The sequence below is a fragment of the Neorhizobium sp. IRS_2294 genome (assembly GCF_050500145.1).
GTDB classification, from domain to species: domain Bacteria; phylum Pseudomonadota; class Alphaproteobacteria; order Rhizobiales; family Rhizobiaceae; genus Neorhizobium; species Neorhizobium soli.
This window is the reverse complement of the sequence record NZ_CP191439.1, coordinates 1772352-1787626: the sequence shown is the minus strand read 5'-3', so window position 1 is coordinate 1787626 and position 15275 is coordinate 1772352. Positions and strand designations below refer to the sequence as shown.

Genomic DNA, 15275 nt, shown 5'->3' with positions numbered 1-15275 from the left:
GAAACCCAAACTTCCCGCCACGGTCCGGATCGGTGATCAGGCGAGCCTGGCGGTCTCGAGAATGGACATCAGCGTCTGCTTGCGATCGAGGTTGTAGGCCTGGGCGATCTTCAACTTCTCGGTCATGTCGGAAACCAGCTTCGCCCTGCGATCCGCCGTCGCGAGATCGCCTGACAATGCGGCCTCCCTCGCCCGTTTGACGAGATGGTCGGATAGATGCTCCAGAAAGAAGCCGAAGATGACGTCGCTGTCCTTGCCGGAGAGAACGTCGGCGAGCCGGTGCATGGCTTTGCGCGCGGCCGGTCCATCGGCAGAGACGGCATCGTCGAATGCCGAGATGATATCAGCGCCGCCGTAATTCAAAAGTTTCAGGGCCTGAGCGACGCTTCCCTTGGATTGCGACAGCACCATTTCCTCGGTCTTGCCGCCATCGAGTGGGCTGCCGAGGGCTGCGAGCGCGCTTGCAAGATCGGCATCACTGAGTGGTGACAGCCTGAGCGGCTGGCATCTGGACCGGATGGTCGGCAAGAGCCGTCCGGGGGCATGCGAGAGAACCAGGAAAAGCGCACGCCGCGGCGGTTCTTCGAGGATCTTGAGGATCGCGTTGGCTGCATTGCGGTTGAGGTCATCGGCCGCATCGATGATGACGATGCGCCAGTTGCCGGTTCCGGATGTCTGCGAAAAGAAGTGGCCGGCTTTCCGCACTTCATCGACGGTGATGGCCGTCTTCATCTTTCCCGTCTTCTCGTCCACCGGTCGAGACAAGTGCAGGAGATTGTGCGAGGCACCGGAGGCGATCTGGCGGCTGACGGCGCCGTCTGGATCCGGATCGGCAATATGATCGGGTGCGCTTTCCGGCTCCGGATTTGAGAGGACATGATTGGCGAAACGGAAGGCCAGTGTCGCCTTGCCGATGCCTTCCGGACCCTCGATCAGGATGGCGTGATGGCCCTTGCCCGTTTTGTAGCTGGCACTGAGAAAGTCCTCGGCATCCCGATGGCCGAACAGGTGCGGATTTCTGGCGGGCGAAATGGCGCCGTCCAGAATGTGCGGATCCTGGTCGCTCATTCGGATGAACCCGGGCCGCCCGCCTGATCAGCGCCGAGGCTCAAAGCCATGGGCTCGATCAGCGCTGCGATCTCCTTGGCGATGATCTCCTCGTCGCGGTCGGCATCGATGACGTGACAGCGGTCGGGATCGGCGGTGGCAATCGCGAGATAAGCCTGGCGGCGCGTATCGTGGGTCTCGATTTCCTCGCGCTCGAAACGGTCGGGGGCTTCGTCCGGTGCACGTTTGCGGGCACGGCCCAGGCCGATTTCTGCGGACAGATCGAGGATGACGGTACAATCCGGTTTCACGCCGTCGATCGCGACACGCTGCAAGGCCTCGATGAGATCGGACTCCAGATTGCCGGTGGCGCCCTGGTAGACGCGGGAGGAATCGATGAAGCGGTCGCAGAGAACGATTGCGCCGCTTGCGAGCGCCGGCCGGATGACCTCCTCGACGTGGTCGTTGCGGGCCGCCGCAAACAAGATGGCCTCGAGCCTGGTCCCGAACTCTTGGGCTGCGCCCGACAGCAGAACGTGGCGAACCGCTTCGGCGCCCGGCGAGCCGCCAGGCTCGCGCGTCATCAGAACGTCGTAACCACGCCTTCGCAGGAGATCGGCAAGCCTGCGGATCTGGGTGGATTTCCCCGCCCCTTCCCCGCCTTCGAATGTCACGAATAGCCCGGATTGTTGTGTCACACCTAGTTCCGTATTGCGCCTGTCGGTCGGTTCATAGCCCATATTGGCGCGTCACGGAACATGTCAAAGCCAGAACAACATCAGTTCCAGAACCGCGTCCGTCGCCTTGTTGAAGAGTGTCCCGTCTTCGATGGCGTCCGCCGTCATCAGCGGCACTTCCCGGACCAGACGGTCTCCGGACGAGATTCTGAGGACGCCGATTTCCTGTCCTTTCGTGACGGGAGCACGAAGCGGCCAGCGGTAGACGATCTGACCCGAAAGGCGATCGGGGCTGTTGGTTGGCAGGTAGAGATCGACCGGCTCCTGCGCGACGAGGTCGACGTGGCGGCTGGTGCCGCCATAGACGCTTGCCTGGCCGATCACCTCGCCTTGCGCGAAGATCACCTTGGTCTGAAACGAGGAGAGCCCCCACTCCATCACCCGGCGCGCCTCTTCCACCCGCTCCTTGTCACTGGCAAGTCCCCCCATGGCGAGGAACAGCCGTGTTCCTTCGCGCTGTGCCGAAGCGACGAACGAGAAACCTGCGCCTTCCGCATAGCCGGCTCCAAGCCCGTCTATGCCGAGATTGAGCGCAAGCAGCGGGTTTTTGTTGCGCTGAAAGATCTTGTTCCAGGTGAAGTCCGGCTGGGCGTAGAGCGGGTAGTATTGCGGATATGTCTTTTGAAGGTGCCGCGCGAGTTCCACCATGTCACGGGTGGTGGTCCGGCTTTCGGCAGAAGGAAGGCCCGTGGAATTGCCGAATGCAGAGCGCGTAAGTCCCAGATCCTTGGCGCGCGCGTTCATGCGCGTCGCGAATTCGGCCTCGGAGCGAGACAGTCCTTCTGCCAGAATGATGCAGGCGTCGTTGGCATTCTGGATGATCACGCCCCGGATCAGGTCGTCGACCTTCATCTGCGATTTCAGCGCCGCAAACATCGTCGTTGTGCCCGATGGCGCGCCACCGGTGCGCCAGGCAAACTCGGTTACGGGATAGCTGGTTTCGGGTGTGATCTCGCCGCGCTGGAGCGCGCTGAACACCACTTCCATGGTCATCAGCTTGGCGAGCGAGGCTGCCGGAATAGACTGGTTTTCGTTTGCCGAAAGCAGCACCGTGCCGGTCTTTTCCTCGACCATATAGACCTGTCTGGCCTTGGTCGCGAAGGCTGGTGCGGCGTCCTGCGCAGACACGGTCTGTGTCGCGGAAAAGGCTGCCGTGACGCACAGGCAGGCCGAAAACAGAAAGCGTCGCATCATGCCCCCAGAAACGTTTCGACCTATGCCTACAGCATCGATCCGCGAACCGGAATCAATTTTCGGAGATAGGATGCTTTGCGGAAGACAGCGCGAACAACGCGCTGCCGATCGGGACGTCAGACGCGTCGCCTCAGGGTCGGGCCGTGCTGGGCCGCTTAGTCCTGCAGCAGGACGTTGCCGAACATGACCTGCTGCTTGTGGCCCTTAGGCGGCTCGACATAGGCAGTTTCGGAGGTCCAGGCCTGCTGTGCCCGATTTGCGACCGGGCGGATCTGCTGTTCTGCCCGCGCCGGAGCGACTGGCTGAACGTAACGCTGCTGGCTTGCAACCTGCTGCTGAGCCGGGGCTGCGATCGCCTTCTGGGTCGGAGCCTGAACTGGTGCCGGCTTTGGCGCAACTGCCGCGACCTGTCGCTGCGGTGCCTGGGCACGAACAGTCTCAGCCGTCGAACGCTCGACCGGGCGCGGCGACGCCGCATACTGCTCGGCCTGTTGGAAGCCCCTCTTCGAGGATGCGTTGCTCTGCGCACGGCTCGGATAGGCGGCAGGCGTCGGTACGGACGAACCGAAGCTCTGCATCTGGTCACGCAATGGCTGGTTCGACGCGACCATCATGCCGCTTGAACTCTGACCGCCACCCGGATTGAAGGACGGCAGTCGATCGCCCTTGCGGATGTAGGACGCCATCAGGAACGGTGTATCCTCACCATCCATACGAGCGCGGCCGACATACTGGACATTGACCTTGGCAGTGCCCGAACGCTTCATATCGAGGAGCTCGGCGGTCTTGCTGGACACGTCGAGGATGCGGCCGGCGTGATACGGGCCGCGGTCATTGACGCGCACGATGACCGACGAGCCGTTTTCGACATTGGTGACGCGGGCATAGCTTGGCAGCGGAAACGTCGGATGGGCTGCCGTGAGGCTGGCAGAATCATAGACCTCGCCATTGGCGGTATAACGGCCATGGAAGGCCGAACCATACCACGATGCGAGACCACTCTTGTTATACTGCGGATCTTCCTTGGGAACGTAGGTCTTGCCCCTCACCTGGTAAGGCTGGCCGACCATAAAGCGACCGCCGCCTTTCGGTACCGGCTGTCCGTCCTTGACGACGCGCGGACTGGCTTTGACGCCATACTCCTTCTCGGAGAAGTATTCCTTGCTGCGTACCTGCTTCTGCGCAGGTTCAGGCGTCGGCTTTGTCGTGGCACAGGATGCCATCGCCGCGAAAACCACCGTCATGCCAAGCCACTTCGCACTTAGCGAAACAATACCGCCACTCAAACGCAAAACCTGTCCGCCCCATAATTTCTTGCCACAACGAGCGCTTGAGCCTCGAAGATCGATTCGTCGTTCCGATCAATGAACCAAGCGAGACCCGTTCGGCCCCGTCTTTGATGGATGCCTAGATTTGCTTTTTTCGTGGCTAAAATGCGAACGAAAACTGTTGAGTAATTAAAATTGTATCCAGTATGGTTAACGGATACTTAAAGTAATATTCTATTAATACTTTGATTGCCGCCTTCCCCCGCAAAGACTAGGGTACCAGTGCAGCAATCGAAGCGCATCTCCAGTTGACGACGGCAGTTCTGCGATTATAAAGCCTGACAGCGAGGAAGAGTGTCCGAGTGGTTTAAGGAACCGGTCTTGAAAACCGGCGTGCGGGAGACCGTACCGTGGGTTCGAATCCCACCTCTTCCGCCATCAGCCGATCGCATCGAAAAGAGTGGCAGCGTTCCATACACGTCATGTCTGTAATGCCTGCGGGCTTTTTGCCCTTGAAAAAAGCGTACCGCTCGCCATTTCGCAACTTCCTGTTTTAACCATGCGTGAAATGATGTCCGATAGCACAGCCTATACCGAATCCGCGAAAATTCTCCTGTTGGAGGATGACCTCCTTCTTGCCATGGACATGGAGGATTACCTCCTCGACCGTGGACACGAAGTCGTCGGACCGTTTGGACGTCTGGTCGATGCGCTCGATGCCATCCCTCGCAACGAGCTTGCCGGCGCGGTGGTCGATCTCAACCTGCACGGCGAGTTGTCCTTTCCGGTGATCGAGGAACTGCAGGCACGTTCTGTCCCCATCATCGTCTGCACCGGTTACGCCGAGCTGCCGGAAGTCAAGACGAGGCTGAAGGGATTGCCGCTGCTTCCCAAGCCCTGGACGGCCCACAAGCTTTCCTCGCTGATGGAAGAGACATTCGGGGCCACTCAGGAACCACGTGACGCGCCTTCGTCGAAGATCCGGAACTAGGCGCTCGGGCGCTCATCAAAGTTCGTTCTGACACAGTTTCGACGCGGCGCCTAAAGGGGCAGCCGCGCCGGAGTTCCGAACTTCAGTCGAATGACGGTATCGGGAAGGTGATCCGGCAAACGAGGCCTGTCTCGGCATAGTCTATTTCGACGTTCCCTCGGAGTTCATACTGGATGCTTCGCTCCACCAGCGTCGTACCAAAACCCTGTTGCTCGGGTGGCGTGACGGTCGGGCCGCCAATCTCCTGCCAGGTGAGGGTCATGGTTGCCTTTCCCTCCTTCACGGCGTCGCGCACCCAGCTGATCGCGATATGACCGCCATCCTGTGACAGTCCGCCGTATTTCACCGCATTGGTCGTCAGTTCGTTGAAGACCAGGCTGAGCGCCAGCGCGGACTTCGGGTCGAGATGAACGGTCGGACCGGGATCGATCACGAACCGGTTGCCGCGGCCCTCCATATACGGTGCCAGGGTTCGACGTACGACGTCGGCAAGCTCCGCCTTGCTCCAGTTCGTTTCGAACAGGAGCGCATGTGCGTCAGCCATCGCCCGAAGCCTGCCAAGCAGGTTCGACGCGTAGTCATCGACCGTGTGACTGCTCTTTGCAGTCCGGCGTACGAGCGACATGACCATGGCCATGGTATTTTTCACCCGATGGCTCAGTTCGCGGACGAGCAGTTCCTTCTGGTTCTGCGCACGCCGGTGCTCGGCTTTCTCGTGAGCCTCCGCCAGTGCCCGCTCGACGGCAGCGGGCAAGCGTATCAACCGTTGCTTCAGAACGTAGTCCGTCGCGCCACGCCGAAACGATTCGATTGCGGCCTCCTCCCCGAGGATACCGGAGACAAAGATGAATGGTATCTCCGGCACCTCGCGGCTTGCCATGTCCAGCGCCGCCATACCGTCGAAATCGGGCAGCGAAAAATCCGAAAGGATGAGGTCGAAATCGCGCGCTTCCAGCGCTTTCACAAATTCACCGCGGTTGCTGACGAGACGGATCTCCGGCTTTTTCGTCAACAGTTCAAGCTGCTCGCGGATCAATTCGGCATCGAGCGGGCTGTCCTCCAGCATGAGTAGGCGTGGATTGTGCTGCACTCTGTTAGCCTCCGTCTTTGGCGCGGTATCCAGGAGGTGGTTCATTCAAGAGAGCCCAAAATACCCCGAGATCCTGAATGGCCTTGAAGAACTGCTTGAACTCGACAGGCTTCACGACGAAGGCGTTGACGCCGAGCTCGTAGCTTCGCACCAGATCCTGCTCTTCCCTCGACGACGTCAGCATGACGATCGGAATGTGGTGCAGTCTCTCGTCTTTCTTGACACGCTCGAGGACTTCGAGACCATCGATCTTGGGAAGTTTCAGATCAAGCAGCACGACGGTCGGATCGCCGGACGGGCGACCTTCATGAATCCCGGTTCCGAAGAGATAATCGATCGCCTCGGCGCCATCGCGAGCAACGACAATCTCGTTGGCAAGCTGGCACTTTTCCAACGCCGCGAGCGTGAGTTCCAGGTCGCGTGGGCTGTCTTCGACAAGCAGTATCGGGCGTAGTTCAGGCATGGGCGCGGCCTTTCTTCTCAGGGCCTGGCAGGGCAAAGACAAAGGTTGCGCCCTTGTCCACTTCCCCATGGGCGGTAATGCTTCCGTTATGGCGTTCGACGATCCTGCGCACAAGAGCAAGGCCGATACCGGTCCCCTCGAAGTCTTCGGCGCGCTGGAGCCGCTGGAAGACCCCGAACAGTTTGCCGACATAAGCCATGTCGAACCCGACGCCGTTGTCGCTGACGCTGTAGGTGGTCACATCGCCTTTGACGGAGCCCCGGACGCGGATTTCTGCGGGGTTGCGGTGCCTGCTGTACTTTACCGCGTTTTCGATGATGTTGAACCAGACCTGCCGCAACAGCGTGGCATCGCCCCAGGCGGTCGGCAACGGCTCGATCGACCACGAGATCGCTCGGTCGTCTTGGTTCAGAATCACGCTCTTCACAACCTCGGCGACTAGCTTGTTCATGTCGACATGCTTATGGGTGATCGCGGCACGCCCCAGCTGCGAAAAATTGAGCAGGCCATCCACGAGCCTGCCCGCTGCCAGCGCCGAATCGGAGATGGTCCGAAGGTAGTGGCGAGACTTTTCGTCGAGATTGTTTTCCCGGTCTGTCAGCAACTGAGCGAAGCCGACGATGTGCCGGAACGGCGCCCTCAGATCGTGCGACACCGAATAGGAGAAAGCTTCAAGCTCCTTGTTGGAGCGCTGCAGTTCGCTGGTGAGTTCACCCAGCTCTTCAGCCTTTCGCAAGACGATCCCGACGATCGCGTTGCGAAGGTCGCGTGCAGCAGAAAGTTCTGCTTCGCTCCAGGCCTGAGAATGGAGCCGGACATTTTCGCTCCAGGCCTGAAAGGATTTCCGCGGATGGATACGTCCTTTTTCCTGGACAATCTTATGCGGGTCTCCAGCCCACTGGACCGTGCGGATCACCTCGGGCCGGAACCAGATCAGCCAGTTCTCGTAAAGCTCGGACAAACGAATGGCGATGATGCCGCTTGCCTCGCCGGCAAACGCTTCAGCCGATGGAAAGTCCGCAGCAAGCGATGTGGTGGCGAAGATGTCGTCGTCCGCTCTGCCGGAAAGCCAGCCGACGATGGAGCGAACTTCGTCGTCCGTCGGGGTGATCCCCACCTTGTGGCACTCTCCCTGTGCAATAATGGCGGCTCCCGAGGCACCGACCTGCGCGACCAGATCCTTCGGCAAGGTCTCCAATCCCTCGCTCCAGGACGAGGCAGATGTCATTGCCCGCAGAAGATCACCGGAGATGCGCGCCAGCTCGACGCGGCGGGTGGCGTCCTGGGAGTGAACTTGCGCTGCGATCCGCATGGCGAGCGACTGGACGATAAAGTCGCAGGCATCGCGCACCCTGACCGGAACCATGTGAGGCTCGGCGCTATGGCAAGCGACAAGCCCCCAAAGGCGTCCGTCGATTATGATCGACATGGACATGGATGCGGCCGTGCCCATGTTGTGCATGTATTCGAGATGCACCGGCGAAACGCTGCGCAGCTGCGAGAAGCTCAGATCAAGCGGACTGCCTGCGGTCCCGGATCCGCGACCAGCGTCTATCGGCACAGGTTCATAGGATGCGTCGGGAATGACCCGCAAGCGATTGGCGGCGTAGAGCGCACGCGCCTGTGCCGGTATGTCGCCCGCCGGGAAACGCAGGTCGAGATACGATGGCAACCTGCCATTGCCTGCTTCCGCGACAACGTGTCCGTTCCAGTCGTCGTCGAACTTGTAGACGAGGACGCGATCGAACCCTGTCAGGTCGTGAACAAAGCGAGCGGCCGCCGCAAGCGAACCCGCCACATCGGCCTGCGTCGACAGAACCTGCGCAAAACCGCGCAGGCGCGCAAACAGGCTGCCGAGTGTCTGCGCTCCCGAACGCTCGACTTCCAGGATAACAAGTCCACCAGATCGATGCGCCGTCAGTGTTGCATCGGAGATATCTGTCTGGAAAACGGCTTCGCTCAACTCATGCCAATTTCTGATGTCGTCATTCAGTGGATCAAGGATCACCGGCGCGGGACCGCCGAGGCGCAGATCAGCACCAAAAAACGCGCCGGCATTGCGGCTTGCCTGCAGGACCGTGAGATCAGTCGGCCGCAGAACGATCAGCGCACCATGCGGCTGGATCGCACCCGGTATATGGATCGGCTCCTGCGCGCAGGATTCCAGGTTGATTTCCGATCGATCCAAAATGCTTTTTCTCCCTCATCTCCGCCCGCATTCCACTGCGGTTCAGAGGCAAACAGGCTTCTAAATTAGTCCTGTCGTTTCACAAGCCAAAATACAAACTGGACGATTCATGTAAACCGAGCCGCTACCCATCGGCTCGGAATCGAGGGAACTTCGCCGTCCCAACTTCATTATTCGCTGACAAACACGAGCAAGATTCGGATGAATGCCAATGGTCCTCAAACAGTGATTGCTCACCTTTACGATTGTCGGCGCCGCGTCTCTTCGCGCCAGAAGAACTCCAGTTCCACGCAAGCGCGATTATCTAGCCTGCCCTTGTCGGAATCAATCGCGACAGTTAGGGGACAATGAATGTCTAAAGAAACCGAACACACGAGCCAGCCATCCGAACAGGCCATTGGCCTTTTCCTGCAGGACGGCGATGGCGACAGCCTTACCGACGTGCTCGTCGAAGCGCTTTACGAAGCATTTCGCATCATGGACGACGACGTCTCCACCGAAACCTACCACTAACGCGCTAAAACGTACACTGGCGGCGAATGAGCGGACGCGACGCCGGGCCTGAGACGGCTCGCCCGTGGAGATGCTGAGCAGCGTTCGGCGAAACGGGTCGTTTCGATCAATAGCGGGGATAGAGTGCCCACCGGGCCCGGCTGTCGTGACTGTCGTCGTCATATAATCCCTGCCATTACCTTCACGAAATAGTCAGTGGGGCGGACAATGGTGGTGCCTGCGCGCTTTTGCGCGTCAACGCCTTCATTTCCGTTGCAGATTGTTCTAGAGACATTCGCTCAAACCGCCGGAAAGGCGGCACTACGACTGATAGGTAATATCGCCGATGCTCAATTCGCTCAGAAACGCAGCCCGCTCCTGGGTCGCAAAACTCCTGCTCCTGGTTCTTGCCGCATCCTTCGGCATCTGGGGCATTTCGCACTCCCTGATCGGATCGAACAGCAATACCGTCCTGACGGTGGGCGATCAGCAGATCTCGTCTGAAGAGTTCAGGCTGGCCTATCAGCGGCAGGTCGCCAATATCGGTCGTCAGTTCGGCGCACCGCTGACCGCGGAACAGGCACGTGCATTCGGCGTCGAGAACGAGGTGTTCGCACAGCTCGCCGCAGGCGCTGCACTCGATCAGCTTTCCGACGACATGAATCTCGGTCTTTCAGAAGACAAGCTCGGTATCCTGATCAGCGAAGACCCTGCATTCCAGGGCGTCAACGGTCAGTTCGACCGTGCCTTGTTCACATCCCGCCTGCGCAATGCCGGCCTTCGCGAGGACGATTACATCAAGGAGCGCAGCAAGGTTGCTGTCCGCAGCCAGATCGTCGAATCGGTGTCCGACGGGTTCAAACCGCCGCAGGTTCTGATCGATGCATTGAAGCAGTATCGGGACGAAAGCCGCACGGTCGAATATCTGCTTTTGTCGAACGCCAATATCGATCCCGTAAAAGCACCGACGGATGATATTCTGGCGCAATGGTTCGAAGGTGCGAAGAGCCGCTATCGTGCCCCGGAATACCGCACGTTTGCCTATGTGAAGCTGCAGCCATCCGACATCGCGGATGCGTCTTCGATCACCGACGAGCAGGCGCGGGCCGAATACGACAAGCGGATCGCCAGCTTCAAGACGAGCGAGACGCGCACCATCGAGCAGCTGCCCTTCCCCAACATGGAAATGGCAGAAGCTGCGGCGACGCAGTTGCGCGCCGGAACGACGACGTTCGACCAGGTCATGGCGGACCAGGGCAAAACCGCAGCCGACGTTCGCCTCGGCGACTTTACCCGCGACGCTGTTCCGGATGAGGCAATTGCAGAAGCGGCCTTCAAGCTTGGCGCGAATGGCGGCATCACGCCAGCCGTTCAAGGTACATTCGGTCCCGTCATTTTACGGGTCTCCAACGTTCGCCCGGAAACCACCCGCGCCTTCGACGAGGTCAAGGGCGAGTTGCGCCAGCAGATTGCGGTCGCGGCCGCCTCGCAGGAACTCAACACGGCACATGACCGCTTCGAGGAGTTGCGCAGCAACGGGACGACGCTTGAAGACGCAGCAAAGGATCTGAACCTCAAGCTCGTCACGGTCACGGCCAATGCATCCGGTCTTGATCCGCAGGACAAGCGCATTGCGGATCTCCCGAGTGGTACCACGCTTTTGACCGACGTCTTCCGCACCGATCCCGGCGCCGATACGCTGCCGCTGACGGTTGGCACGGACGGCTTCGTCTGGTTCGAGGTCCGCAACGTCACGCCGGAACGGGAACGTCCGCTTAGCGAAGTCCGCGACCGGGCCGTTGCCGACTGGACGGCTGATCAGCAGCGTCAGGCGCTTTCCGCACGCACGGCCGACCTCAAGGGTCGCCTCGACAAGGGCGAGACGCTGGCAGTAATCGCTGAGGATCTCGGCGTCGCCATCGAAACGAAGTCAGGCCTGCGCCGCAACGGCGAGGACGCCATCTTCGGCAACGAAGCGATTGCGGCAGCCTTTGCCGGACCGGTCGGCGTGACTGGAACAGCGCTCGGATCCGACGGCGAGAGCCGCCTTCTTCTGAAGGTGACGGCGGTCGATCAGGCCACGAGCGATGCGCTTGCCGGCGACGAGCAACTCCAGCGCATGGCCGATTCTGCCGGCGATGACATGCTCGATCAGATGGTCAACAGCCTCAAGAACACCTACGGTGTTTCGATCAACCAGGCCGCCGTCAATCAGTCGGCTGCGCCCGCGCAATACTAAGCGACTTGAGAGCCAAAGAATGCCTGAGCTGAAACCCTTCATCGCCAAAGTTGCTGCCGGGGAGAGCCTCACGCTGGATGAGGCGCGTCAGGCGTTCGACATTCTGATGTCCGGCGAGGCGACGCCCTCGCAGATCGGCGGGTTTCTGATTGCGCTGCGCGTACGAGGAGAAACGGTGGCGGAGATTTCCGGCGCCGTAACGACCATGCGCGAGAAGATGCTGCGGGTCGACGCACCAGCCGATGCCGTTGATATCGTCGGTACCGGTGGCGATGGTGCCGGCACCTACAACATCTCGACACTGGCGTCGATCATCGTGGCTGGTACAGGCGTTCCCGTCGCCAAGCATGGCAACCGGGCGCTGAGTTCCAAATCGGGCACGGCGGACGCTTTGTCAGCCCTCGGTGTCAACCTTGAAATTGGCCCGGAGCGTATTGCCCGCTGTATTCGCGAGGCCGGGATCGGTTTCATGTTCGCCTCGATGCACCACGCCGCGATGCGCCATGTGGGGCCTAGCCGCGTCGAACTGGGCACGCGGACGATCTTCAACATTCTAGGTCCTCTCTCGAACCCTGCAGGCGCCAAGCGTCAGTTGCTCGGCGTTTTCGATCCGAAATGGCTGCAGCCGATCGCAGAGGTGCTGCGCGGTCTCGGCTCCGAGACTGTCTGGGTCGTGCATGGCCAGGGTTTGGACGAGATCACCACGACAGGCGTTACGCAGGTCTGCGCTCTGCAGGGTGGCAGTATCCGCTCCTTTGAGCTGACCCCAGCCGATTTTGGCGTGCCGCAGGCAACGCTTGCCGACCTCAAGGGTGGTGACGGCATCCACAATGCGAAGGCGTTGCGGGCGGTTCTCGGCGGGGCGAAGAATGCATACCGTGACATTTCACTCTGCAACGCGGCGGCAGCGCTTGTCGTCGCCGGAAAGGCCGAAACGCTGAAGGATGGCATGACGATCGCCACGAACGCGCTCGAAAGCGGCAATGCCGCTGCAGCGCTTGACCGGCTTGTGGCCGTATCGAACGAGAAGGATTGAGCGAATGGCGGATATTCTCAAGAAGATCGAAGCCTATAAGCGCGAGGAAATCGCAGCGGCCAAGGCGAGTGTACCGCTCACTGAGCTAAAGGCTCGTTCCGCCGACCAGCCTGCTCCGCGCGGTTTTCTGCGTGCGTTGCAGGCCAAGAAGGATGCCGGCATTTTTGGTCTCATTGCCGAAATCAAGAAGGCGAGCCCTTCGAAAGGGTTGATCCGTCCAGATTTCGATCCGCCGTCGCTCGCCGCAGCCTATGAGGCCGGCGGTGCAGCCTGCCTGTCTGTTCTAACAGATACGCCGAGCTTTCAAGGTGCGCCGGAATTCATGGTCGCAGCAAAGGCTGCCTGCGCCCTGCCCGTTCTGCGCAAGGATTTCATGTTCGAGACCTACCAGGTGCACGAAGCGCGCGCCTGGGGAGCCGACTGCATCCTGATCATCATGGCGGCGCTGTCGGATGACGACGCGCTTGCGATCTACGAGGTCGCCGGCGAGCTTGGCATGGATGCGCTGATCGAAGTGCACGACGCCCCTGAAATGGAGCGGGCGCTGAAGCTCGAGGCACCGCTGGTGGGGATCAACAACCGCAATCTGCGCACGTTCGAGCTCGATCTCGCCATCAGTGAGACACTTGCACCGATGGTGCCAGCCGATCGACTCCTCGTCGGCGAAAGCGGCATCTTCACCTACGCCGACTGCCAGCGGCTTCAGAAGGCTGATATCGAGACCTTCCTCGTCGGTGAAAGCCTGATGCGTCAGGACGACGTTGCTGCGGCGACGCGGCTGCTGCTGTCCGGCGAGCTCTCCGCACAGGCGGCCGAATAATGGCAACACTCACTCATATCGATGCGGCCGGCGAAGCGCATATGGTCGATGTCGGCGACAAGACTGAAACCGTACGCTCGGCGACGGCCGAGGGTCATGTCAGGATGCTTCCCGAGACGCTGGCGCTGATTCTGGATGGCAATGCCAAGAAGGGTGACGTCATTGGAACAGCGCGGCTCGCCGGGATCATGGCGGCGAAGAAGACCAGCGATCTCATTCCTCTTTGCCATCCGCTGATGCTGACCAAGGTCTCGGTCGAGATTACCGAAGACGCGGCCCTGCCCGGTCTGCGTGTCACGGCGACCGCCAAGCTGACCGGCAAGACCGGCGTCGAGATGGAAGCGCTGACGGCGGTGTCCGTTGCCTGCCTGACGATCTACGATATGGCGAAAGCCGCAGACAAGGGCATGCAGATCGGCGGCATCCAGCTTCTCGAGAAGACCGGCGGCAAGTCCGGAACATACCGCCTGGAGGGCTGATGAAAGCACTACTCCCCGTGGCGGATGCCAGGAGCCGGCTGCTCTCTGCAGCGCGTCCGATCGACGATATCGTGAATGTTCCGCTTGGCGAGGCCGACGGTCGCGTGCTGGCTGCCGATCTGGCCGCGAGGCTGACGCAGCCACCGTTCGACGCGTCCGCCATGGATGGCTACGCAGTACGGGCAGCGGATGCGTCCACGGTCGGCACAGAACTGTCGGTCATCGGGACGGCGTCTGCGGGCCATGCCTTCGAGGGCATTGTCGGTCCGGGCGAGACGGTGCGGATCTTCACGGGTGCACCTCTGCCGCAGGGCGCTGATTCCGTCCTCATCCAGGAAGATGCCGAGCGAATCGCGGGCGACCGGATCCGCACTGCATTTGCCGTCGTCGAAGGACGGCATGTGCGGCCCCGCGGCCAGGATTTCGCGGAGGGCGAGATCGTCCTCAAGAGCGGCACAGTGCTCGACTTCGCGCATCTAACCGTCGCCGCCGCGATGAACCATCCGACGCTTGGGATCTATCGGCGACCAAGGGTCGCGATCCTTGCGACCGGTGACGAGCTTGTAGTTCCTGGCGGTGCGCCAGCGACCGCGCAGATCATTGCCTCCAACACGTTCGGCGTCGCCGCACTGGTGCGGTCCAGCGGCGGTGAGGTTCTCGACCTTGGCATCGTCAAGGACAACCAGGCGGATATCGCTGCAGCTGTCGCACGGGCGCAGCTCGAAAAGGCCGACGTGCTGGTCACGCTCGGTGGAGCTTCTGTCGGCGATCACGACCTCGTCCAGTCGACGCTGAAGGCCGCCGGTATGGAACTCGATTTCTGGCGGATCGCGATGCGTCCCGGCAAACCGCTGATGGTCGGTTCGCTCGACGGCATGCATGTTCTGGGCCTGCCCGGCAACCCGGTCGCAAGCCTTGTGACCAGTCTCCTGTTCCTCGAGCCGCTGCTGCGAAAGCTCGCGCGTCTCAGCGAGAGGAACCGCGAGGTCATGGGTGTCACAGCGGAGCATATGAAGGCGAACGACCAGCGGCAGGACTATGTTCGCGCGAGCGTGACGCGTGACGCGGCGGGAAATCTTGTTGCCAAGGCTTTCGGAAAGCAGGATTCGTCGATGATGAAGATATTTTCGCGATCCGACGGCCTTATCGTGCGTCCGCCGCACGCTCCGGAGCTGGCTGCCGGTGCACCCTGCCCTATATTGCTCATTCGTTCCTAAGGCGCTTTCCAGGC

14 protein-coding genes and 1 tRNA gene are annotated in these 15275 nt (G+C 60.7%); 8 read left to right on the top strand and 7 right to left on the bottom strand.

Going from position 1 to position 15275, the window contains the following annotated elements:
- Window positions 1–36: 36 nt before the first annotated feature.
- The 4 genes from ACQY1K_RS08730 to ACQY1K_RS08715 all read right to left on the bottom strand — a co-directional run bounded on the left by ACQY1K_RS08730 (window position 37) and on the right by ACQY1K_RS08715 (window position 4270).
- Window positions 37–1068 carry a DNA polymerase III subunit delta' gene (locus tag ACQY1K_RS08730; RefSeq protein WP_430258825.1) on the bottom strand — a complete coding sequence of 344 codons (1032 nt, stop codon included), beginning with the start codon at window positions 1066–1068 and terminating at the stop codon, window positions 37–39.
- Window positions 1065–1745 (bottom strand): dTMP kinase, encoded by a 681-nt coding sequence (gene tmk / locus ACQY1K_RS08725; protein ID WP_430258823.1) that lies wholly within the window; start codon window positions 1743–1745, stop codon window positions 1065–1067. The genes ACQY1K_RS08730 and tmk overlap by 4 nt, the downstream gene beginning before the upstream one ends.
- A gap of 63 nt (window positions 1746–1808) precedes the next feature.
- Window positions 1809–2978 (bottom strand): D-alanyl-D-alanine carboxypeptidase family protein, encoded by a 1170-nt coding sequence (locus ACQY1K_RS08720; protein ID WP_430258821.1) that lies wholly within the window; start codon window positions 2976–2978, stop codon window positions 1809–1811.
- 155 nt (window positions 2979–3133) lie between these two features.
- A complete protein-coding gene (locus ACQY1K_RS08715; RefSeq protein WP_430258819.1) occupies window positions 3134–4270 on the bottom strand; it encodes a septal ring lytic transglycosylase RlpA family protein in 1137 nt (378 codons plus the stop codon).
- Between the two features lie 324 nt (window positions 4271–4594).
- Between ACQY1K_RS08715 and ACQY1K_RS08710 the strand changes: the two genes are divergently transcribed.
- Together ACQY1K_RS08710 and ACQY1K_RS08705 are read left to right on the top strand one after the other, a co-directional pair.
- Window positions 4595–4684: transfer RNA gene (locus tag ACQY1K_RS08710), tRNA-Ser, on the top strand.
- Window positions 4685–4805: 121 nt separating this feature from the next.
- Complete coding sequence (locus ACQY1K_RS08705; RefSeq protein ID WP_209900868.1) at window positions 4806–5237, top strand: response regulator; 432 nt, start codon at window positions 4806–4808, stop codon at window positions 5235–5237.
- A gap of 82 nt (window positions 5238–5319) precedes the next feature.
- On the opposite strand, the gene ACQY1K_RS08700 is transcribed toward ACQY1K_RS08705, so the two are convergent.
- From ACQY1K_RS08700 to ACQY1K_RS08690, 3 genes are read right to left on the bottom strand one after another with little or no spacing between them, the layout of a single operon-like run.
- A complete protein-coding gene (locus ACQY1K_RS08700; RefSeq protein WP_244474045.1) occupies window positions 5320–6327 on the bottom strand; it encodes a sensor histidine kinase in 1008 nt (335 codons plus the stop codon).
- 4 nt (window positions 6328–6331) lie between these two features.
- Window positions 6332–6790, bottom strand: coding sequence for a response regulator (locus tag ACQY1K_RS08695; protein WP_062456905.1), 459 nt, complete (start codon window positions 6788–6790; stop codon window positions 6332–6334).
- Window positions 6783–8978 carry an ATP-binding protein gene (locus tag ACQY1K_RS08690; RefSeq protein WP_430258817.1) on the bottom strand — a complete coding sequence of 732 codons (2196 nt, stop codon included), beginning with the start codon at window positions 8976–8978 and terminating at the stop codon, window positions 6783–6785. The genes ACQY1K_RS08695 and ACQY1K_RS08690 overlap by 8 nt, the downstream gene beginning before the upstream one ends.
- 351 nt (window positions 8979–9329) lie before the next feature.
- Between ACQY1K_RS08690 and ACQY1K_RS08685 the strand changes: the two genes are divergently transcribed.
- The 6 genes from ACQY1K_RS08685 (at window position 9330) to ACQY1K_RS08660 (ending at window position 15261) form a co-directional block, all read left to right on the top strand.
- Window positions 9330–9491 carry a hypothetical protein gene (locus ACQY1K_RS08685; protein ID WP_092662350.1) on the top strand — a complete coding sequence of 54 codons (162 nt, stop codon included), beginning with the start codon at window positions 9330–9332 and terminating at the stop codon, window positions 9489–9491.
- 325 nt (window positions 9492–9816) lie between these two features.
- Window positions 9817–11709 (top strand): SurA N-terminal domain-containing protein, encoded by a 1893-nt coding sequence (locus ACQY1K_RS08680; protein WP_430258815.1) that lies wholly within the window; start codon window positions 9817–9819, stop codon window positions 11707–11709.
- Between the two features lie 19 nt (window positions 11710–11728).
- Window positions 11729–12745: an anthranilate phosphoribosyltransferase gene (trpD, locus tag ACQY1K_RS08675; protein WP_430258813.1), complete on the top strand. Its 1017-nt coding sequence runs from the start codon at window positions 11729–11731 to the stop codon at window positions 12743–12745.
- A gap of 4 nt (window positions 12746–12749) precedes the next feature.
- On the top strand, window positions 12750–13565 hold the full coding sequence (gene trpC, locus ACQY1K_RS08670) for an indole-3-glycerol phosphate synthase TrpC (RefSeq protein WP_092662348.1): 816 nt from the start codon (window positions 12750–12752) through the stop codon (window positions 13563–13565).
- Entirely contained in the window at window positions 13565–14044 is a 480-nt protein-coding gene (gene moaC / locus ACQY1K_RS08665) for a cyclic pyranopterin monophosphate synthase MoaC (RefSeq protein WP_062456920.1), read from the top strand. Before trpC ends, moaC begins: the two co-directional genes overlap by 1 nt.
- Window positions 14044–15261 carry a molybdopterin molybdotransferase MoeA gene (locus tag ACQY1K_RS08660; RefSeq protein WP_430258811.1) on the top strand — a complete coding sequence of 406 codons (1218 nt, stop codon included), beginning with the start codon at window positions 14044–14046 and terminating at the stop codon, window positions 15259–15261. The genes moaC and ACQY1K_RS08660 overlap by 1 nt, the downstream gene beginning before the upstream one ends.
- Window positions 15262–15275 lie beyond the last annotated feature (14 nt).